18 protein-coding genes are annotated in these 19,714 nt (G+C 68.8%); 7 read left to right on the forward strand and 11 right to left on the reverse strand.

Annotated features, from left to right (window positions below; genetic code table 11):
• The first annotated feature begins 132 nt into the window (after nucleotides 1-132).
• The 6 genes from MYA_RS13375 (at nucleotide 133) to MYA_RS13400 (ending at nucleotide 7,552) form a co-directional block, all read left to right on the forward strand.
• Nucleotides 133-1,287, forward strand: coding sequence for an ABC transporter ATP-binding protein (locus MYA_RS13375; protein ID WP_014723792.1), 1,155 nt, complete (start codon nucleotides 133-135; stop codon nucleotides 1,285-1,287).
• Between the two features lie 10 nt (nucleotides 1,288-1,297).
• The gene (locus MYA_RS13380; protein WP_041493993.1) at nucleotides 1,298-2,284 is read left to right on the forward strand and encodes an ABC transporter permease subunit; all 987 of its coding nucleotides are present in this window, start codon (nucleotides 1,298-1,300) and stop codon (nucleotides 2,282-2,284) included.
• Nucleotides 2,281-3,120, forward strand: a complete 840-nt coding sequence (locus tag MYA_RS13385; protein ID WP_014723793.1) for an ABC transporter permease subunit — start codon at nucleotides 2,281-2,283, stop codon at nucleotides 3,118-3,120. Before MYA_RS13380 ends, MYA_RS13385 begins: the two co-directional genes overlap by 4 nt.
• A gap of 98 nt (nucleotides 3,121-3,218) precedes the next feature.
• Nucleotides 3,219-4,811, forward strand: a complete 1,593-nt coding sequence (locus MYA_RS13390; protein WP_014723794.1) for a DUF3138 family protein — start codon at nucleotides 3,219-3,221, stop codon at nucleotides 4,809-4,811.
• Between the two features lie 112 nt (nucleotides 4,812-4,923).
• Nucleotides 4,924-6,228, forward strand: a complete 1,305-nt coding sequence (locus MYA_RS13395; protein WP_014723795.1) for an NAD(P)/FAD-dependent oxidoreductase — start codon at nucleotides 4,924-4,926, stop codon at nucleotides 6,226-6,228.
• A gap of 22 nt (nucleotides 6,229-6,250) precedes the next feature.
• The gene (locus MYA_RS13400) at nucleotides 6,251-7,552 is read left to right on the forward strand and encodes an NAD(P)/FAD-dependent oxidoreductase (RefSeq protein ID WP_014723796.1); all 1,302 of its coding nucleotides are present in this window, start codon (nucleotides 6,251-6,253) and stop codon (nucleotides 7,550-7,552) included.
• Nucleotides 7,553-7,677: 125 nt separating this feature from the next.
• Here the strand turns inward: MYA_RS13400 and MYA_RS13405 are convergent, their stop codons facing one another.
• The 9 genes from MYA_RS13405 to MYA_RS13445 all read right to left on the reverse strand — a co-directional run bounded on the left by MYA_RS13405 (nucleotide 7,678) and on the right by MYA_RS13445 (nucleotide 15,888).
• Nucleotides 7,678-8,352, reverse strand: coding sequence for a DUF799 domain-containing protein (locus MYA_RS13405; protein ID WP_011886242.1), 675 nt, complete (start codon nucleotides 8,350-8,352; stop codon nucleotides 7,678-7,680).
• A gap of 10 nt (nucleotides 8,353-8,362) precedes the next feature.
• Complete coding sequence (locus tag MYA_RS13410) at nucleotides 8,363-8,818, reverse strand: DUF4810 domain-containing protein (RefSeq protein WP_041493910.1); 456 nt, start codon at nucleotides 8,816-8,818, stop codon at nucleotides 8,363-8,365.
• Between the two features lie 56 nt (nucleotides 8,819-8,874).
• Nucleotides 8,875-9,552, reverse strand: coding sequence for a CsgG/HfaB family protein (locus MYA_RS13415; RefSeq protein ID WP_014723798.1), 678 nt, complete (start codon nucleotides 9,550-9,552; stop codon nucleotides 8,875-8,877).
• 589 nt (nucleotides 9,553-10,141) lie between these two features.
• Nucleotides 10,142-11,497: a glutathione-disulfide reductase gene (gene gor, locus MYA_RS13420; RefSeq protein WP_014723799.1), complete on the reverse strand. Its 1,356-nt coding sequence runs from the start codon at nucleotides 11,495-11,497 to the stop codon at nucleotides 10,142-10,144.
• Nucleotides 11,498-11,737: 240 nt separating this feature from the next.
• A complete protein-coding gene (locus MYA_RS13425) occupies nucleotides 11,738-11,962 on the reverse strand; it encodes a hypothetical protein (RefSeq protein WP_034192573.1) in 225 nt (74 codons plus the stop codon).
• A gap of 331 nt (nucleotides 11,963-12,293) precedes the next feature.
• The gene (locus MYA_RS13430) at nucleotides 12,294-13,415 is read right to left on the reverse strand and encodes a porin (RefSeq protein WP_014723803.1); all 1,122 of its coding nucleotides are present in this window, start codon (nucleotides 13,413-13,415) and stop codon (nucleotides 12,294-12,296) included.
• A 416-nt stretch (nucleotides 13,416-13,831) separates the two neighbouring features.
• Nucleotides 13,832-14,665: a YoaK family protein gene (locus MYA_RS13435; protein WP_014723804.1), complete on the reverse strand. Its 834-nt coding sequence runs from the start codon at nucleotides 14,663-14,665 to the stop codon at nucleotides 13,832-13,834.
• An 84-nt stretch (nucleotides 14,666-14,749) separates the two neighbouring features.
• Nucleotides 14,750-15,277 (reverse strand): chromate transporter, encoded by a 528-nt coding sequence (locus MYA_RS13440; protein ID WP_011886248.1) that lies wholly within the window; start codon nucleotides 15,275-15,277, stop codon nucleotides 14,750-14,752.
• Nucleotides 15,274-15,888, reverse strand: coding sequence for a chromate transporter (locus tag MYA_RS13445; protein ID WP_014723805.1), 615 nt, complete (start codon nucleotides 15,886-15,888; stop codon nucleotides 15,274-15,276). Before MYA_RS13445 ends, MYA_RS13440 begins: the two co-directional genes overlap by 4 nt.
• A gap of 96 nt (nucleotides 15,889-15,984) precedes the next feature.
• Here MYA_RS13445 and MYA_RS13450 point away from each other — a divergent pair, with 96 nt between their 5' ends.
• Nucleotides 15,985-16,869, forward strand: coding sequence for a transcriptional regulator GcvA (locus tag MYA_RS13450; protein ID WP_034192495.1), 885 nt, complete (start codon nucleotides 15,985-15,987; stop codon nucleotides 16,867-16,869).
• Between the two features lie 33 nt (nucleotides 16,870-16,902).
• On the opposite strand, the gene MYA_RS13455 is transcribed toward MYA_RS13450, so the two are convergent.
• Nucleotides 16,903-18,210: a solute carrier family 23 protein gene (locus MYA_RS13455; protein ID WP_014723808.1), complete on the reverse strand. Its 1,308-nt coding sequence runs from the start codon at nucleotides 18,208-18,210 to the stop codon at nucleotides 16,903-16,905.
• A gap of 260 nt (nucleotides 18,211-18,470) precedes the next feature.
• A complete protein-coding gene (gene flgL, locus MYA_RS13460; RefSeq protein WP_011886252.1) occupies nucleotides 18,471-19,712 on the reverse strand; it encodes a flagellar hook-associated protein FlgL in 1,242 nt (413 codons plus the stop codon).
• Nucleotides 19,713-19,714: the final 2 nt, after the last annotated feature.

Below are 19,714 nucleotides of genomic sequence, written 5' to 3' on the forward strand. Positions count from 1 at the left end.
GACCGTCCGTCCGCCCGCGCGCACCGCGCGCCCGGTTCCATCCGGCACGAGCCGTTCGTCCGCGAGTCGCGTTGCGCGCCTCGTGCGGGGACGCTCATGCCTGCAATCCGTGAAGAACGAATGGTGAATCCCATGCAATCGATACCCTCTTCCGCTGCTGCACGCCAGGCCCAGCCGGCCGCCGTGGCCCGTTCGAAGAACGACGCGTTCGTGCGCATCGAAAACGTCGTGAAGAAGTTCGGCGACAGCACGGCCGTCGACAACGTGAACCTGACCATCGCGAAGAACGAGTTGTTCGCGCTGCTCGGCAGCTCGGGCTGCGGCAAGTCGACGTTGCTGCGCATGCTGGCCGGCCTCGAGACGGCCACCTCCGGCAAGATCTTCGTCGACGGCGAAGACCTCGCGTCGCTGCCGCCGTACCGCCGGCCGGTGAACATGATGTTCCAGTCGTACGCGCTGTTTCCGCACATGTCGGTCGAGTCGAACGTCGCGTTCGGGCTCAAGCAGGAAGGCACGCCGAAGAACGAGATCAAGGAGCGCGTGGCCGACGCGCTCGCGCTCGTGCAGATGAGCAAGTACGCGAAGCGCAAGCCGCATCAGCTGTCGGGCGGCCAGCAGCAGCGCGTCGCGCTCGCGCGCTCGCTGGTCAAGCGGCCGAAGCTGCTGCTGCTCGACGAGCCGATGTCGGCGCTCGACAAGAAGATCCGCCAGAAGACCCAGCTCGAACTGGTGAACATCATCGAGAAGGTCGACGTGACCTGCGTGATGGTCACGCACGACCAGGAGGAAGCGATGACGATGGCGAGCCGGCTCGCGGTGATGAGCGAAGGCAAGATCGTGCAGATCGGCACGCCCGGCGAAGTCTACGAATACCCGAACAGCCGCTTCTCGGCCGAATTCATCGGCTCGACGAACCTGTTCGAGGGGCGCGTGGTCGAGGACGAACCCGATCACATCTTCGTCGAGAGCGACGACCTCGAGGCGCGCATGTACGTGAGCCACGGCGTGACCGGCCCGCTCGGGATGCCGGTCGGCATCTCGGTGCGCCCGGAGCGCGTGAACGTGTCGCGCGAGAAGCCCGGCTCGCATCACAACTGGGCGCGCGGCGTGGTGACCGACATCGCGTACATGGGCAGCTACTCGCTGTATCACGTGCGGCTGCCGAGCGGCAAGACGGTCGTGTCGAACCTGTCGAGCTCGAACCTGATGCGCGACGACGCGCCGTCGTGGAACGACGACGTGTTCGTGTCGTGGTCGCCGGCGAGCGGCGTCGTGCTGACGCAATGAGGACGCCATGATCAGAACCTCCGCTTCCACTCCGTCCGCGCCGGTTTCCGCCGGCGCGGCCAGCACCGGCGCCGGCCGCGCGCGCCGCAGCCGCTTCGCCGCGCTGTCGCGCCTGCTGCCGTCGGGCCGCAGCGTCGCGATCGGCGTGCCGTTCCTGTGGCTCACCGTGTTCTTCGCGCTGCCGTTCGTGCTGGTGTTCAAGATCAGCTTCGCCGACCAGGTGATGAGCATCCCGCCGTACACGTCGCTCGTCGAGATGAAGGACGGCGCCGTGCACTTCGTGCTGCAACTGTCGCACTACGCGTTCCTGCTGCAGGACGACCTGTACATCGCGACCTATCTCAGCTCGCTGAAGATGGCCGCGGTGTCGACGCTGCTGTGCCTGCTGATCGGCTATCCGATGGCCTACTACATCGCGCGCGCGGAGCCCGGCCGGCGCAACGTGCTGATGATGGCCGTGATGCTGCCGTTCTGGACGTCGTTCCTGATCCGCGTGTACGCATGGATCGGCATCCTGAAGGACGACGGCCTGCTGAACCACGCGCTGATCGCGCTCGGCATCATCCATACGCCGCTGCGCCTCTATCACAGCGACGCGGGCGTCTACATCGGGATGGTCTATTCGTATCTGCCGTTCATGGTGATGCCGCTGTACGCGCACCTCGTGAAGATGGACCTCACGCTGCTCGAGGCCGCGTACGACCTCGGCGCGAAGCCGTGGGTCGCGTTCACGCGCATCACGCTGCCGCTGTCGAAGAACGGGATCATCGCGGGCAGCCTGCTGGTGTTCATTCCGGCGGTCGGCGAATACGTGATTCCGGAACTGCTCGGCGGCGCCGACACGCTGATGATCGGCCGCGTGATGTGGGACGAGTTCTTCAACAACATGGACTGGCCGATGGCGTCCGCGGTGACGGTCGCGATGGTGCTGCTGTTGCTGGTGCCGATGGCGTTGTTCCAGTACTACCAGGTCAAGGAACTGGAGGAAGCGAAATGATCAAGCCAAGCAAACCGCTGTCGACCGGCATTCTCGCGTTCGGCTTCCTGTTCCTGTACATCCCGATCATCAGCCTGGTCGTCTACTCGTTCAACGAGTCGAAGCTGGTGACCGTGTGGTCGGGCTTCTCGCTGAAGTGGTACGCGGCGCTGCTGGACGACGACGAGCTGCTGACTGCCGCGTGGCTGTCGCTGAAGATCGGGCTGCTGACGGCCACCGCGTCGGTGGTGATCGGCACGTGGGCCGGCTTCGTGCTCGCGCGCTTCGGCCGCTTCAAGGGCTTCACGCTGTACACCGGGATGATCAACGCGCCGCTGGTGATTCCCGAGGTGATCCAGGGCATCTCGCTGCTGCTGCTGTTCGTCGCGCTCGAGCAGATGTTCGGCTGGCCGAAGGGCCGCGGGATGGTGACGATCTGGATCGGCCACGTGATGCTCTGCGTGTCCTACGTCGCGATCATCGTGCAGTCGCGCGTGAAGGAGATGAACAAGTCGCTCGAAGAAGCGGCGCTCGATCTCGGCGCGACGCCGCTGAAGGTGTTCTTCGTGGTCACGCTGCCGCTGATCTCGCAGGCGCTGCTGTCCGGCTGGCTGCTGTCGTTCACGCTGTCGATCGACGATCTGGTGCTGTCGGCGTTCCTGTCCGGGCCGGGTTCGACCACGCTGCCGCTGGTGGTGTTCTCGCGCGTGCGGCTCGGGCTGAACCCGGAGATGAACGCGCTCGCGACGCTGTTCATCTCGGCCGTGACGATCGGCGTGATCGTCGTCAACCAGATGATGATCGCGCGCGAGCGACGCCGCGTGGCCGACATGAAGGCGGCGTTCGCGGCCGCGTGAGTTGCGTTTCCAGCTGTTCATAACATGACCGCGCGCCGCGCGATGCGGCGCGCAATACAGATCACACATTGACAGGTGCACGACAAGGAGAGTCCGCAATGAAGAAGAAACTGATCTGCCTGCTGGTGGCCGGCGCGTTGCCGGGCGTCGCGCTGGCCGGCTCCACATCCGCCGAGATCAAGGCGCTGCAGGCGCAGGTCGCCGCGCTGCAGAAGCAGATGAAGGCCATGCAGGCGCAGCTCGCCGCGCAGCCGGGCGGCGCCGCGGTCGCCCACGCCGGCGCGGCCGGGGCGGCCGGCTCCGGCGGCACGGCGCGGCCGGCCATCGTGGCGGCCGACCCGTCGTCGCCGGATTACGGCAAGGCGCAGGCCGCGCTGACCAACGACGAAGTCAGCGAAATGAAGCAGCAGATCGCGAACCAGCAGCTGAAGGTCGACTCGCTGACCGACGCGGCCACCACCGGGCCGCTCGCGGGCCTGTCGGTGACGGGCTACCTCGATCCGACCTACATCTACAACCGCGCGGCCGGCTCGTCGTCGTTCCTGTTCGCGAACCACGAGAACGCGTACAACTACTTCAACAGCACGTTCGGCGATCTGTACCTCGACATCAAGAAGACCTTCGGCGTCGGCCCGATGGCGCCGTCGGCGGAGATCACGCTGATGCCGAACCGCGGCAACGGCATCACGCTGCTGCAGAACTCGCGCGGCTCGATCACCGACAACCTGCTGAACACCGCGGTCATCAACGTGCCGATCAGCGCGACCACCACGCTCGTCGCCGGTCTGATCCCGAGCTTCGGCGGCTACGAGGTGCAGCAGTCGAACCAGATGCTCACGCTCACGCACAACCTGCTGTACGACTTCTCCGATCCGGGCAGCTACGTCGGCGCGGGCGCGAACTACACGAAGGGCAACTGGGCGTGGAAGTTCTTCGTCGGCAACGAGCAGTACCGCACCTACGGCTCGGTCACGCAGACGGGCACCAACGCGCTCGGCGATCCGATCACGACCAGCAACAAGGTGCCGACCTTCACCGCGCGCGCGGACTACACGTGGTCGAGCGCGCTCGATCTCGGCGGCTCGATCAACATCGGCCGGCAGACGCTCGCGAGCGCGATCGACTCGAACGGCGTCGTGCATTACGGGCCGGGCGGCAACGGCGGGAGCGGCTACGGCACGTTCTTCTTCGGCGAACTCGATGCGACCTACATGCTCGCGGACACGCAGTACAACGCCGAGCTCGACTACGGCCAGCAGCAGAATGCGGCGTACAACGGCGGGCTCGCGCAGTGGTACGGGCTGTCGCTGCTCGCGCACCGCAAGTTCAACGCGCCGGTGGTCGGCCGCATGGGCGTGACGCTGCGCTACGACGCGCTCGTCAACAGCAAGAACGGCGGCGGCGGCGGAGGCATCGCGCTGAACGGCAACGGCATGGATCCGTACAACGGCTTCGGCGTGGACGCCGACTGTCTCGCGACGTCGAAGGCGAACGGCGGTCTGGGCTTCGACTGCAAGGGTGCGATCCGTCAGGACGTCGCGCTCGACCTGCTGTTCTATCCGACCCAGCAGATCACCGTGAAGGTCGAATACCGCCACGACTGGGCGAACAACAAGGTGTTCCTGCGCAACGACGGTTCGTACGGCAAGTCGAACGACCTGCTCGCGACGCAGTTCATCTATTCGTTCTGACGCAGGCCGGGCGGGACGCCGTGCCGCGAGCACGGCGTCCCGCGTCATTTCAACCGGCCGGATCGCGGTGCGTCGCGCACCGCCTCCGGCCATCTCCGAGGGAGCCGGTTCGATGCCGCAGTCTTTCACCCGCCGCGCCGATGCGCTCGCGCACGACTCGTATTACGAAGCCAGCGTCACGCGGCCGCCGACCAACGATCCGGTGCTCGACGGCGCGATCGACGTCGACGTCTGCGTGATCGGCGCGGGCTTCGCCGGGCTGTCGACGGCGCTCGAATGCCGCGCGTGCGGGCTGTCGGTCGCGGTGATCGACGCGCACCGCCCGGGCTGGGGCGCGTCGGGCCGCAACGGCGGCCAGGCGATCACCGGCTTCGCCAAGGACGGCGTGATCGAGCGGCAGCTCGGCGCGGCCGGCGCGCGGGCCGCGTGGTCGCTGTCGCTCGACGGCGTCGAGCTGATCGCCGAGCGCATCGCGCGCTACGCGATCGACTGTGACTTCACGCGCGGCTACCTGACGGTCGCGACCAAGCCGCGCCGCGTCGGCGATCTGCGTGCGTGGATGGACGCGGCGCGCACGCGCTGGGGCCACCCGTCGCTGTCATGGCTCGACACCGCCGGGATCCGCGCGCGCATCGCGTCGCCGCGCTATCTGGCCGGCGTTCACGATCCGCTGTCGGGCCATCTGCATCCGCTCAAGTATTGCCTGGGCCTCGCCGACGCCGCGCGGCGCGAAGGCGTCGCGCTGCATGCGCACACGCCGGCGCTCGACGTCGCGCGCGGCGCGCGGCCGGTCGTGCGCACGCCGTCGGGCGAGGTGCGCTGCGGCTTCGTCGTGTCGTGCTGCAACGCGGGGCCGGGCGGCATCCTGCCGGCCGCGACGGCCGCGCGCATCGCGCCGGTCGCGTCGTACATCATCGCGACCGAGCCGCTCGGGCGTGCGCGCGCCGACGCGCTGATCGCGCAGCGCGAAGCCGTATGCGACAACAACGTCTTCCTCGACTACTTCCGGCTGTCGGCCGACCACCGGATGCTGTTCGGCGGCCGCGCGAGTTCGGCGGGCGCGCCGCCCGAGGTGCTCACCGAAGCGATCCGCCAGCGCATGACCGGCGTGTTCCCGCAACTCGCCGACGCGCGCGTCGAGCATGCGTGGGGCGGCTTCGTCGACGTCACGCGCAACCGCGCGCCGGACTTCGGCGCGCTCGATCGCAACTTCTTCTACGTACAGGGCTTCAGCGGCCACGGCGTCGCGCTGACCGGCATCGCCGGACGCGCGGTGGCCGCCGCGATCGCGGGCGACACGCGCGCGTTCGACCTGTTCGCGCAGCTGCGCCACCGGCGCTTTCCGGGCGGCGACGCGTGGCGCCAGCCGGCGCTCGAACTCGGCATGCTGTATCACCGCGTGCGCGAGCTGTTCTGAGCCAATCGATCACATCCACATCATGCAGACATTCGCGAACCAGCCCCACGTCGCGTCGTACTACGCGGCGACCGTCAACGATACGACCCGCCATGCGCCGCTCGCCGGCGCGACCGACGCCGACGTGTGCGTGATCGGCGCGGGCCTCACCGGCCTGTCGGCCGCCCTGAACCTCGCGGAGCGCGGCCATTCGGTGACCGTGCTCGAGGCGTCGCGGGTCGGATGGGCGGCGAGCGGGCGCAACGGCGGGCAGCTGATCGGCGGCTTCGCGTGCGACATCGATACGTTCGGCAACTTCATGCCGGACAGCGACGTGAAGCGGATCTGGGAGATGGGACTCGAGACGCTGTCGCTCGTGAAGGCGCGGATCGACAAGCATGCGATCGACTGCGCGCTGGTGCCCGGCTACCTGACCGCGGCGAACACCGAGCGCGACGCCGATGCGCTGAAGCGCTGGCGCGACGAGGCCGCGAAGCGCTTCGGCTACGAGCGCTTGCATTTCGTCGAAGCGGACGCGCTCGGCGACTTCGTGCAGTCGGCGCGCTATCGCGGCGGCCTGTACGACCCCGACAGCGGTCATCTGCATCCGCTCAACTACACGCTCGGGCTTGCGCGCGCGGCGACCGACGCCGGCGTGCGGATCCACGAGGACAGCTGCGTGACGCGCGTGCGCGACGTGGCGGGCGGCCATGTCGTCGAGACCGCTGGAGGCCACGTGCGCGCGCGCTTCGTGGTGCTCGCGTGCAACACCTACGTCGGCACGCTGGCGCCCACGCTGGCGAAGAAGATCATGCCGGTCGGCACCTACGTGATCGCGACCGAGCCGCTCGGCGACGCGCGCGCCGCCGCGCTGATGCCGGCGCGCGCGGCCGTCTGCGACAGCCGCTTCGTGCTCGACTACTTCCGGCCGGCGCCGGACACGCGGCTCGTCTGGGGCGGCAAGGTCAGCTATTCGACGCGGCCGCCGCGCAACCTCGCGGCCGCGATGCGCGCGGACATGCTGAAGACGTTCCCGCAACTCGCGGACGTGAAGATCGACTATGCGTGGGGCGGTTTCGTCGACATCACGATGAACCGTGCGCCGCATTTCGGGCGCGTGACGCCGACCACCTACTTCGCGCAGGGCTTCTCTGGACACGGCGTGAACACGACCGCGCTCGCGGGCAAGCTGATCGCCGAAGCGATCGACGGCCAGGCGAGCCGCTTCGACCTGTTCGACAAGATCCGCCACCGCGACTTCCCCGGCGGCGCGACGCTGCGCACGCCGGCGCTGGTGCTCGCGATGAGCTGGTACAGGCTGCTGGACGCGTTCGGCGTGCATTGAGCGGCGCGTGCGACGCGCGTTCGCGCTGCAACGCAAAACGGCCGCGCAGGCGCGGCCGTTTCATCGGCTATCGCGGCTTCCGCACAACGGGCAAGCGGGGCTGCCGAGGTGCGGAAGCGCCCCGCTCAGTCGGTGCCGTACTTCGGCGAGTGCGGCCCGTACAGCAGCCCGTTCGGCGGGCCGGCGGACAGCAGGCGGTTGCTGGTCAGCGCGGCGACGTCGTGCGCCTCGTCGGTCAGCGAATGGGCGATCTGCTTGACCGCCGCCTGCACCAGCATCCCGACGAGACCGAACGCGTTGACGTTCACGTTGTTGCCGAGCTCCTTGCCGGTCGCGCGGCCGGCGCCCTGCCACAGCACGTCGCCGGTCCGCAGGTCGACGAGCTTCGCCGACGCCGCGACCACCGTCGTGCTGTCCAGCACCTGGTAGACCGAGCCGTATTTCGTGATCTTCGTGTACAGCGCGGCATCGGCGCCGAAGATCTCGCGCAGCTTCGCCGGCGACGTGCCCTGGATCTCCGCGGCGTTGGTGAGGCCGTTCTGCTTGAACGTCTCGTCCATCACCGCGACCGGCACCACGTAGTAGCCCGACTCGGCGAGCGGCAGCGTCATCTGCGACAGCACGCCGTAGGTCGCGCCGACGTCGGTCGTTTCGTTGATCGGCGGCAGCACGAGGATCGAGCGCGGATGGCTGTTCTTGAACGCCGTGTAGTCGGCGCGTTTGACGGGCTGCGCGCATGCGCTCAGCAGCGCGACGAGCGACAGCACGGACATCAGCTTGAATGAAAGTGTCTTGAACATGGCGGGCGCGTTACTGTTTGGCGGAAGTCGTATCGGCGTTCTTGCGGCCGGCGAGCGTCTGGCCGGCAGCCGACGGGGTCGGCGCGCTTGCAGCCGCGGTGGTCGCAGCGCCGCTCGGCGCGGCCTTCTTCTTCATCAGGAAATCCATGTACGACGCGGATTCCGGGAACAGCGCCTTCTCGGCCTCGAACTCCTGGCCCGCCTGCTGTTCGCTGCCCACGCTCGCGTAGAGCATCCCGAGATGCGCATGGAAGCCGGGCGGCGGCTTGTTGCCCTTCGCACGGATTTCCTGCAGCGCTTTTTCGAGCGCGTCGATCTGCTGTTGCGGCGACGATTGGCCCTTGAAGTATTCGTACACCTGCGGCTGATAGCCGTTCCACTGATAGAGCGGCGGCGTGGTCGGCGCGGCGCAGCCCGCGAGCAGCATGGCGGCTGCCGTCGCCGGCAGCCAGATTCCCCGTTTCATTGTTTGGTCTCTTGTGATTCGATGATTGATCCGGTGCGCCGTACGGCGCACCGCGCTTACTTCGTCGCCTTCAGCACGCCCGCGTCGACCTGGTCGACGAGGTGATTCACGGCTTCCTGGATCGCGAGGTCGAGCACCTTGCCGTTGAGCGTCGAGTCGTAGCCGGCGGTGCCGCCGAAGCCGATCACTTCGCGGTTCGACAGGCTGAATTCGCCGGCGCCCTGGCTCGAGGCGACCACTTCCGACGTCGTCGTGTCGACGATGTTCAGGTTGACCTTCGCGTACGCGACCTGCGTCTTGCCGCTGCCGAGAATGCCGAACAGCTGGTGGTCGCCGACGTCCTTGCGGCCGAACTCGGTCACGTCGCCGGTCACGACGTAGTTCGCGCCCTTCACGGCCTGCGCCTTCTTCATGAAGCCGGCTTCCTGCTTGATCTCGTCGAGGTTCTCGCGATCGAGCACGTTGAAGCGGCGGCTCTGCTGCAGGCGCGTGACGAGAATCGTCTTGGCCTGGCCGCCGAGGCGGTCGATGCCGTCGGAGAAGATCCCGCGCATGTAGCTCGAGCGGTTGTCGAACTTGCCGATCGCGATCGCGACGGGCTTGCCCGCATACGGCTTCTGCGCGCTGCTCACGGCAGGCACGTCGAGCGTGCGCGACGATTCGGTCGCGCAGCCCGACAGCGCCGCGACGAGTGCCGCCGCGACGACAACGGTGCGTCGTGTCTGAATGTTCACTGCTGGTCTCCTTGCGAAAAAGATTGCCCGACACGGGCGCGCCGGCTCGCGAGCGAACCGGCGGAGGAAGCGATGGAAATGCCGTGGACGCGCAGCGGCGCGCGCCGCGTCATCGCGGCAATGGCGATAGCGACGGTGACGGCATGCGTTGAGAACGCGCGCGCAACGGACGGGTTGCGGCGACAGGCGAGCGTGCGGCGCGCCGGTATGCGCCGCTCATGTGGTCGTGGATGTGGTCGTGTGCGTGATTGCGCTGTTGATCGCGCATGATTGGCCCCGTATATGCTTTTGGCCGATCATACCAAGCTCTTCGCCGACTCGGCATCGTCCCGGCACGAATTGACGAACTTTTGCGTTGCCTGCGTATCGTGGATGCGACGGGGCGATGGATCGTCGGATGCGATGGATGGGTCGGATGCGACCGACTCGTCAGACTCAACCGACTCAACCGATGCGATGGACGCGTCCGATGCGACGGCGTCGAAGGCTCGAACTCCGCGAGCTATGCGGACTGCGCCAACTCCCCGGACTTCATAGCCCCGCTAGACCCCACACGCCGATGACGCGACATCGCGCCACTCCATCGCCCCTAGTCGGCAACCTTCTGGCGCATCGTCACGAATTCCTCTGCGGCGGTCGGATGGATGCCGATCGTGTCGTCGAATTGCGCCTTCGTCGCGCCGGCGCGAATCGCGATCGCGATGCCCTGGATGATCTCGCCGGCGTCGCGGCCGACCATGTGCGCGCCGACGACGCGCTGACTGTCGCGCGCGACCACCAGCTTCATCAGCGTGCGCTCGTCGCGCCCCGACAGCGTGTGGCGCAGCGCCCGGAACGACGTCCGGTAGATGTCGAGCTCGCCGTACACGCCGCGCGCATGCGCTTCGGTGAACCCGACCGTCGCGACTTCCGGCTGGCTGAACACCGCGGACGGCACCCATTCGTGGTCGGTCGCGACGCGCGCGCCACCGAACAACGTGCGCGCGAGCAGGCTGCCGTCGCGCGTCGCGACCGGCGTCAACTGCGGCCGCGACGTGACGTCGCCGAGCGCGTGGATCGACGCCACCGACGTCGCCGAATACGCATCGACCGCGATCGCGCCGCGCGCGTCGAGCAGCACGCCCGCGCGCTCGAGGCCGAGCCCGTCGACGTTCGGCACGCGGCCGGTCGCGTAGAGCACCGCATCGTACGGCCCGTGCGTCGCGTCGCCGACCCGCACGGAGAGCGTGCCGTCGTCGGCCCGCGCGATCGACTCGACCACCGCGTGCGCATGAATCGCGACGCCCTGCTTCGTCATCTCGTCGGTGAGGAACTGCCGCACGTCGTCGTCGAAGCCGCGCAGGATCCGCTTGCCGCGATAGAACAGGTCGACGCGGCTGCCGAACCCGTTGAAGATGCCGGCAAACTCGACCGCGATGTAGCCGCCGCCGACCACCGCGATGCGTCCGGGCAGCGCCGGCAGCGACAGCGCCTCGCGCGACGTGATCGCATGCTCGATGCCGGGCCGCGGCGGCAGCGACGGGCGCGAGCCGGTGGCGATCGCGATGTGGCGCGCGCGGAACGTGCGCTCGCCGACGGCGACCGTATGCGCGTCGACGAGCGTCGCGCGGCCGGCGTGCATGTCGACGCCCGATTGCCGCAACAGGTCGATGTAGATGTCGCTGAGGCGGTTGATCTCGCGATCCTTCGCGGCGATCAGCGCGGGCCAGTCGTGGGTGCCGGCGCCGAAGCGCCAGCCGAAGCCTTGCGCGTCTTCCAGCTCGTGCGGATAGTGCGAGGCGTAGACGAGCAGCTTCTTCGGGATGCAGCCGCGCAGCACGCAGGTGCCGCCGATCTGTTCCTGTTCCGCTATGGCGACGCGCGCGCCGTAAGACGCCGACATCCGGGCGAGCCTCACGCCGCCGGAGCCGGCCCCGATGACGAACAGGTCGTAGTCGAAATCCATCGCAAGCCTCATCGCAGTTCGGATGACGGCACGATAACAAGATTCCGGCGTTCGTGCGGGAAGCGCCGATGCAGGGCGCGCGCCACGAAAAAAAACGGCGAGAGACCCTGCCTCTCGCCGCTCAACCCGGTTGCCGGGTGTGCCATGCGTCACCGATCGAGCGCATGCCCGGCCAGCCGGCCGCGCGGCGCCGGTCCGCCCGCACGCGCGAACGGCGCGCCCGCGGACCGGCCGCCATGCTCAGGCCTGCGACGTGTCGCTGCCGTCCGTCGCCTGCGTGTCGTCTGCCTGCTGCGGCTGCTCGTCCTTCTTCTCGAGCATGCCTTCGATCGCCTCCGCGCCCTTGAAGCCGGCGATCGCCGCGGCTGCCTTGGTCAGCAGGCCCGCATCGGGATCGACCTTCTCCGCAGCCTCGACGGCCGCGACGGCACCAGCGATTTCACCCACGGTATTCAGGATACCCATCGTCATCCCCTTCGAAGAAAATCGTGAGCGCATCGTCCCACGAAAAAAACCGGCGGACCGCGTTTGTCATCGCCGGATACACAAGTTACCCACCAGGCCGGCCGCGCGCGAACCCGCGCGCCGGAACGACGCCCGCGCGCACCGCGGACCATGCGCGCAGCGTAGCGCAAACGCGTCGCGCGCACTGTCAAAGTATGTTCTGGATTGCCGACGGAACGCTTACGGGCAGCACGAGCGCCCGCGGCGGCGCGGGCGGGCAAAAAAAGAGGCTCCCACAGGAGCCTCCCGGATGCGCGCCGCGCGTGGCGCGGCGCAGCTGCGACGGTTCTCGTCAGAAGATATTGCGCAGGCCGATCGCGATGCCGGTCTGGTTGCTGCGGCCCGGCAGCTCGACGTTCGCGGCGCCGTTCGTCTTGTTGAAGTCGACGGTGCCGTAGACTTCCGTGCGCTTGCTGAGCGCGTATTCGGCGATGCCGACGATCGCGTAGCGGTTGCCGCTCGCGAGCGTGCCGTTGGCGGTCATCGCGTTGCGCATGTGGTCGTAGTAGAACGCCCCGGTCAGCGTCAGCGGCGTGCTGACCTGCCAGCTCACGCCGGCGAACGGACCGTCGTCGATCCGGCCCGTGCCCTTCGCGACCGGAATCGACTGCTGCGCGAGCAGGCTGTCGACGAAACCGGTGTCGTCCTTCGAGCGCAGGTAGCCCGCGTAGACCTTCGCCTTGCTGAACGCGTAGACGACGTTCGCGTGGTAGATGGTCTGCTTGCGTGCGGAGTTGTCGCTGTTCTGCTGCGCGCCGGCCGCGATGCTCAACGGCCCCATCACGTAGGACAGCGACACGCCCCATGCATTGCCCTTGCCGAGCGAGCCGGGGATCTGGCCGGAGAAGCCGCCCGCGCCGGTCGACTCGTAGTTCGTGCCGGTCGAGTACATCGCCTTCGCGGTCAGGCCCGAGAACGTGCCCGTGTACTTGATCTGGTTGTCCGCATACAGGCCGCCGCCCAGCGCCACCGGGAGCCACGCGTTCTCGAGGTAGTTGCCGACCGTGAGCGGATCGTAGGTGTCCGCGAGCAGGTCGAACAGCGGGGTCTTCTGGCGGCCGAGGGTCACCGTGCCGTACGGGCTCTGCAGGCCGACGTACGCGGCGCGATTGAACAGGCGGCCGCTGTCGGCGAATGCGCCGTTCTGCAGGTTCACGCCGCTTTCGAGGTTGAACACGGCCTTCAGGCCGCCGCCGAGGTCTTCCGAGCCGTAGATGCCGAAGCGGCTGTTGGTGATCGCGCCGTTGGTCATCGACAGCAGGCCGTCGTTCTTCGCATTGGCGTTGGTGAGGTAGCGGATGCTGGCGTCGGCGACGCCCCACAGCGTGACCGAGCTTTGTGCTTCGGCGAACTGACTGGCGACGGCGAGTGCCGCGCCCCCTGCGATGGCTGCGAGCCGGGTGGTCTGCTTCATGAGCTTTCCTATTTGTAGGTGTCTCCGTTCATGGCCGGCCGCGTGTGCAGCCGGGTGGCAATCGCGGGCGCTCATGGCGCCCGCGATGTCGGCAGAATCATAAGACCAGTACGCGGAACGAAAGAAATTGAAACGTCCGCGCACGCGCGATTGTCGTCAGCGAACAACGGTCGATTGGGCGGGCGGGGATTGCGCCGGCGGGAGGCCGGGCGCGGCGCGGCGAGGACCGTGCGGGGTTGGAGGCGATGACGCTGCGTCGGGGCGCGCCGTCGTGCACGTGCAGGAGTGCTGCGGTTGCCGGTATCGGAGGCGGCGGGCCAGGGCTCGGGCAATCGGGTGCGGCGGCTGATCGGTGGCGCGATGAGTGCGCTGCAGCAACGTACCGAGATGGCGGCTCGCTGCGACGCCCCGGGGTGTCACGCCCGCTGCGATGTTACGTACTCCGACTCCGGTGCGGCGGCGTTGGTGGCGTTGGTGGCGTTGGTGGCGTTGGTGGCGTTGGTGGCGTTGGTGGCGTTGGTGGCGTTGCCGCCATCGCTGCCGTTACCTCCATCCCCGCCCGCGCCGCCTGCCGGATCCCCCGCCCGCTGCCGCGCCCGCCGCACGATCTCCGCGAACGCGCCGACGAGCGGCAACACCGCGCCCCACAGCGCGACATCGGGCGCGAGCCGCGTGACGAGTCCACCGCACACGGCGCCGCCGAGGAAGCAGAAGCTGATCGTCGCGAGCAGCGCAGAATCGTGCAGCGCGCCGGCGTCGTAGCGCGGTATCAGCCCGACGAACAGCTTCTGCGCGGCGCGGCGCAGATTGCCGGTCGTCATCACCGACGTGTACGACAGCGCCTCGAGATGCGTGAACGACAGCGTCTGCAGCGTCGCGACGAACGTGATGCCGGGGATCAGCCACGCGCTCGACGCGCCCACCAGCCCGCTCGCGGCCAGGCCGAGAAACGCGATCTCGACGATCAGGCTCGCGAACGCGGTGTGGCGCATCCAGCCGCGCTGGGCGGCGAGGCCCAGCAGGTGCGCGACGAGCACCGCGACCACGAACCCGCCGAGCGGCGGCACGTGACGCAGCGCGGCCGCCCATTCGCCGGCCGACAGATTGATGCCGAGCAGCGCGACGTTGCCGGTCATCGTGTTCGCGAACACGTGGCCGTGGCCGACGTACGTGTACGCGTCGAGATAGCCGCCGGAGAGCGTGAGCAGCGCGGCGACGGTGAGGTTGCGGCTGGCGCCGTCGAGATTCATCGATCCTCCATGTGGTGTGCCGCCCGGCCGCATGCCGCGCACGGCGGGCGATTCATCGGCGTCGGCGCGGCGGCCGGCCGCCCTTCACTGGCCGATGCCGGTGAGCCCGATCAACGCGCCCGCCGCGAGCAGCCACAGCGGATGAATGCGCGTGCGCCACGCGAGCACCGCGCATGCGGCGGTGATGCCCCACTGGATCGCGCTGCGGTTCGACGCCTGCGAGATCAGCATCGCGCTGGCCGCGACGAGCCCGGCCGTGACGGGCATCAGCCCCTGCTGCACGTAGCGGCGCCACGGCCGGTCGCGAAAGCGCTCCCACGCGTGCAGCGCCAGCACGGTCACGATCGACGACGGCCCGAACTTCGCGATCGACGCGACCAGCAGCCCGGCCCAGCCGGCCACGTGCCAGCCGACCAGCGACACGATCATCATGTTCGGCCCCGGCGCCGCCTGCGCGAGCGCGAACAGCGCGGTGAACTCGTGCGCGCTCATCCAGTGATGCACGTCGACGACCTGCCGCTGCATCTCCGGCAGGATCGTGTTGCCGCCGCCGAACGCGAGCAGCGACAGCTGGCTGAAGATCGTCGCGATCGCAATCAACGTGTCGTTCATCGGCCGCCTCCGTCGCGTGCCTCGGCGCGCGGCTGCGCCGGCGTGTCGCGACGCCGCGACGCGAGCCAGATGCTGACGGGCGTCAGCACGAGCATCGTCGGCAGCAGCGGCACGCGCAGCACCGCGATCGCGACGAACGCGAGCGCCGCGATGCCGGCGGCCGTGCGCGGCGCCTGCCGCAGCGGCCGCGCGACCTTCACCGCCATCGCGACGAGCAGCCCCGCGGCTGCGGCCGCGAGCCCGCCGAACAGATGCTGCACGTGCGGGTCGGCCTGCGTCTTCGCATACAGCACGCCGAGCGCGACCACGACGAGCGTCGGCCCCGCGATCAACCCGAGAATGCCGGCGAACGCGCCCGCGACGCCGCGAAAGCGCATGCCGACGGCGACCGACAGGTTGATCACGTTGCCGCCCGGCAGAAACTGGCACAGGCCGAGCAGATCGGTGAATTCGTCGGCGGACAGCCACTTGCGCTCGTCGACGATGGTGCGCCGCGCAAACGGCAGCGCGCCGCCGAACGACATCAGCCCGAGCGACAGAAAACCGGTGAACAGCTCGGCGAGACCGATCGGGCGCGGCGCGGCGGCGGGCGGTGGGGAAACGGATTGCATGGGGATCCTCATCAAGCGGTGCCACGAGGTTACCGCCGTCGCGGAGGACGGCAAAACGATTTTATCGGCGCGTCCTTGTGATCTAGAATCACAAGCATGCCACGCGACCTACCGCCCTTTTCCGCGCTTCGTGCCTTTGAAGCAGCGGCCCGACACGAGAGCTTCAGCGCCGCCGGCGACGAGCTGCATGTGACCCACGGTGCCATCAGCCGGCAAATCGCCGGGTTCGAGGCGTGGCTCGGCAAGCCGGTGTTCCAGCGCTACGGCAAGCGCGTGAAGCTCACCGACGACGGGCGCCGCTATCTCGACACCGTGCGCGCCGCGTTCGACAGCATCGCGCTCGCCACCGAGCAGCTGCGCAACGCCGGCGCGACGCGCGTGCTGCGCATCAACGCGCTGCCGACCTTCGCGATGAAGTGGCTGCTGCCGCGCCTGTCGCGGTTCCAGCGCGACGTGCCGAACGTCGAGCTGAAGCTGTCCACGTCGAACGCGGCGCTCGACACGCTCGACGGCTTCGACGTCGCGATCCGCCGCGAGCCCGGCCCCGGGCCGAACTGGCGCAGCGGCCATTTCCTCGACGAAAGCGTGATTCCCGTCTGCAGCCCCGCGCTGCTCAAGCGCGCGCCGATCGCCCGCGCGGAAGATCTCGCGCGGCACGTGCTGCTGCATTCGGATACGCGGCCGGAAGGCTGGCGCGACTGGTTCGCCGCGGCCGGCGTGACGATGAAGGGGCGCAAGCGGCAGTCGTTCGACCACTTCTATCTCGCGCTGCAGGCGGCCGTCGACGGGCTCGGCGTCGCGCTCGGCCCGCTGCCGCTGATCGACGACGAGCTCGCGAGCGGCCGCCTCGTGATGCCGCTCGACGGGCCGCGCATCGCGACGCGCAGCTACTGGTGGATCGCGCCGGGCGCGTCCGCCGACGATCCGCTCGTCGCGCAGTTCTGCGCGTGGCTGCAGGGGCAGTCGAACACCGGCGCATGAGCGGGCGCCGGCGGGGCCGCTTCCGCTACCCGCTCACACCACCGGGCCCGGCTCCTTCTCCTTGCGCAGGATCGCGTACAGGATGATCGCGCCGAACGTCGCGGTGCCGATGCCGCCGAGCGCGAAGCCGCCGAACTTCAGCGAGAAGTCGCCGGCGCCGAGCACCAGCGTGACGGCCGCGACGATCAGGTTGCGGTTGTCGGAGAAGTCGACCTTGTTGACGACCCAGATCCGCGCGCCCGTCACCGCGATCAGCCCGAACACGACGATCGACACGCCGCCGAGCACCGGGCCCGGAATCGTCTGGATCACCGCGCCGAACTTCGGCGAGAAGCCGAGCCCGATCGCGATCAGCGCGGCGAGCGCGAACACGAGCGTCGAATAGATCCGCGTGACGGCCATCACGCCGATGTTCTCCGCGTAGGTGGTCACGCCCGTGCCGCCGACGCTGCCCGACACGATCGTCGCGAGCCCGTCGCCGATGAACGCGCGGCCGACGTAGCGGTCGAGGTTGGTGCCCGTCATCGCGCTGACCGCCTTGATGTGGCCGAGGTTCTCGGCGACCAAGATCACCGCGATCGGCGCGAGCATCAGCATCGCGTGCGGATCGAACACCGGCGCGCGAAAGCGCGGCACGCCGAACCACGCGGCATGCGCGACGATCGAGAAGTCGATCGGCTTGCCGAGGCCCATGCCGTTGGTCGCGACCGCATAGATCGCGTACGCGATCACGAGCCCGACCAGGATCAGCAGCCGCTGCACCATCCCGCGCGCGAACACCGCGACGCCGCCGACGCACAGCACGGTCACGAGCGCCATCACCGAGTCGAAGGTCGACGCCGACACGCCCCTGACCGCGATCGGCGCGAGGTTCAGCCCGATCACCGCGACCACCGCGCCGGTGACGACCGGCGGCATCAGCGTCTCGATCCAGCGCGTGCCGATCGCCTGCACCAGCGCGCCGAGCGCGACGTACACGACGCCGCACGCGACGATCCCGCCGAGCGCCACCGGAATGTTCGGGTTCGGCCCGCTGCCGCCGTAGCCGGTCACCGCGATCACCAGGCCGATGAACGCGAAGCTCGAGCCGAGGTAGCTCGGCACGCGGCCGCCGACCAGCACGAAGAACAGCAGCGTGCCGATGCCCGACATGAAGATGCACAGGTTCGGATCGAAGCCCATCAGCAGCGGCGCGAGCACGGTCGAGCCGAACATCGCGACGACGTGCTGCACGCCCATCGCGACCATCTGCGGCCACGCGAGGCGCTCGTCGGGCCCGACCACGCGCGACGCCGCGCCGGCCGGTTGCACCCGCCAGCGCGGGAAGTAGGAATCGGACATGGGGAAAGGGCTCCTGTCGGTCGCCGGCGGCGGACGGTGCGCCGGCCTGGAATCTGGCGCGAGTTTACGGAGCGGAAATGGGGCTGGCAAGCGCGCCGCCGCACGCGCGGCAATGGCGCGCCGGGAGCGGGCTTGCGGTATGACGGGGGAACGAGTCGGCCGGGCGGCCGTGGGTCACCGCGCCGGTCGCCGCGCGGGCGACCGGCACGCGCACCGCGCGACGTGAGCGAAGGCTCACATCGCACGATGCTGCGCGCCGATCAAGGATTGACGTACTGGAACAGCGACAGGTTCTGCAACTGCACGTAGGCCTTCTGCGCGCCGGTCAGCGCGTTCTGCACCTGCAGATACTGGCTGATCGTCGTCACCATGTTGGTGCCGGTCAGGTCCGTCAGGTTGCTGGTGGTCTGCAGCGACGCCGTCTGGGTGACCGCCTGCATCGCCTTGACTTCCTGCTCGCGGCCGCCGACCGACGCCTGGATCGTCGTCACGTTGCGCATCGTGTTGCCGACCTTGATCGAGCCGGTCATCATCGCGTTCGACAGCGCGGCGGCCGCGACGGGATTGCCCGTCACCGGCGTCTTCAGCGCGGCGATCATCGAGTCGAGCGTCGAGAAGATGTCCGCGCCGCCGGTTGCCTGCGGGCCGGGCGTGACCGAGAACGAGTCCCCGGCCGACGGCGTGCCGGACACCGAGACGGTCATCCCGCCGCCGAGCGCGATCGACGCGCCGGCCGTGTACGCCTGCGCGGGCGTCGTGGTCGGCGGCTTGGCCGACGAATCGGTGACCGTGTAGGTCGGCGCGGCCGGCGTGCCGCCGAACGTGATCGCGAAATGATGGCCGTTGGTCGCGGCCGACGGGCTCGTGACGGTCACCGCGGTAATCCGGCCGGTGCCCGTGTTGGCGGCGTCCGCCGCCGGCACCGGGACGCTGCCGAGCGACTGCACCGACATGAACACGGCCGCGCCGGTGTCGCCTTGCGCGACGCTGCTCGAATCGCCGATCTGCACCTGGCGCGTGCCCGAATCGCCGACATACGACACGGTGCCGTTCGGGCTGCTCGTAAACGGCGCCGACGAATTGTTGACCCCGGCGAACAGATAGGTGCCCGCGCCGTCGTTCGTGTTCGCGAGCGTCATCAGCTGGTCGCGATAGCCCTGCAGCTGGGTCGCGAGCGCCGCGCGGTCGCTGTCGGCGAGCGAACCGTCGCCGGCGCGCACGGTCAGCGTCTGCACGCCGGTCAGCACGGTGCTCACGCTTTGCAGCGTCTGGTCCTCGGCCTGCAGCGACGCGAGCGCCGTGCTCTGGTTGGCCGTGTACTGCGACAGCGTCGCCGACGTCATCGACAGCTGCACGGCCTGCGCCGCGCCGACCGGGTTGTCGGCCGGCGTCTGCAGGCTCACGCCGCTTGCGATCTGCTGGTACAGCTGCGAGAGCTGCGCCTGCTGATCGTTCATCTGTGAGACGTTCAGCTGGAAAAACTGGGCGCTGGAAATCCGCATCG

The organism is Burkholderia sp. KJ006, from assembly GCF_000262695.1.
GTDB lineage: Bacteria > Pseudomonadota > Gammaproteobacteria > Burkholderiales > Burkholderiaceae > Burkholderia > Burkholderia vietnamiensis.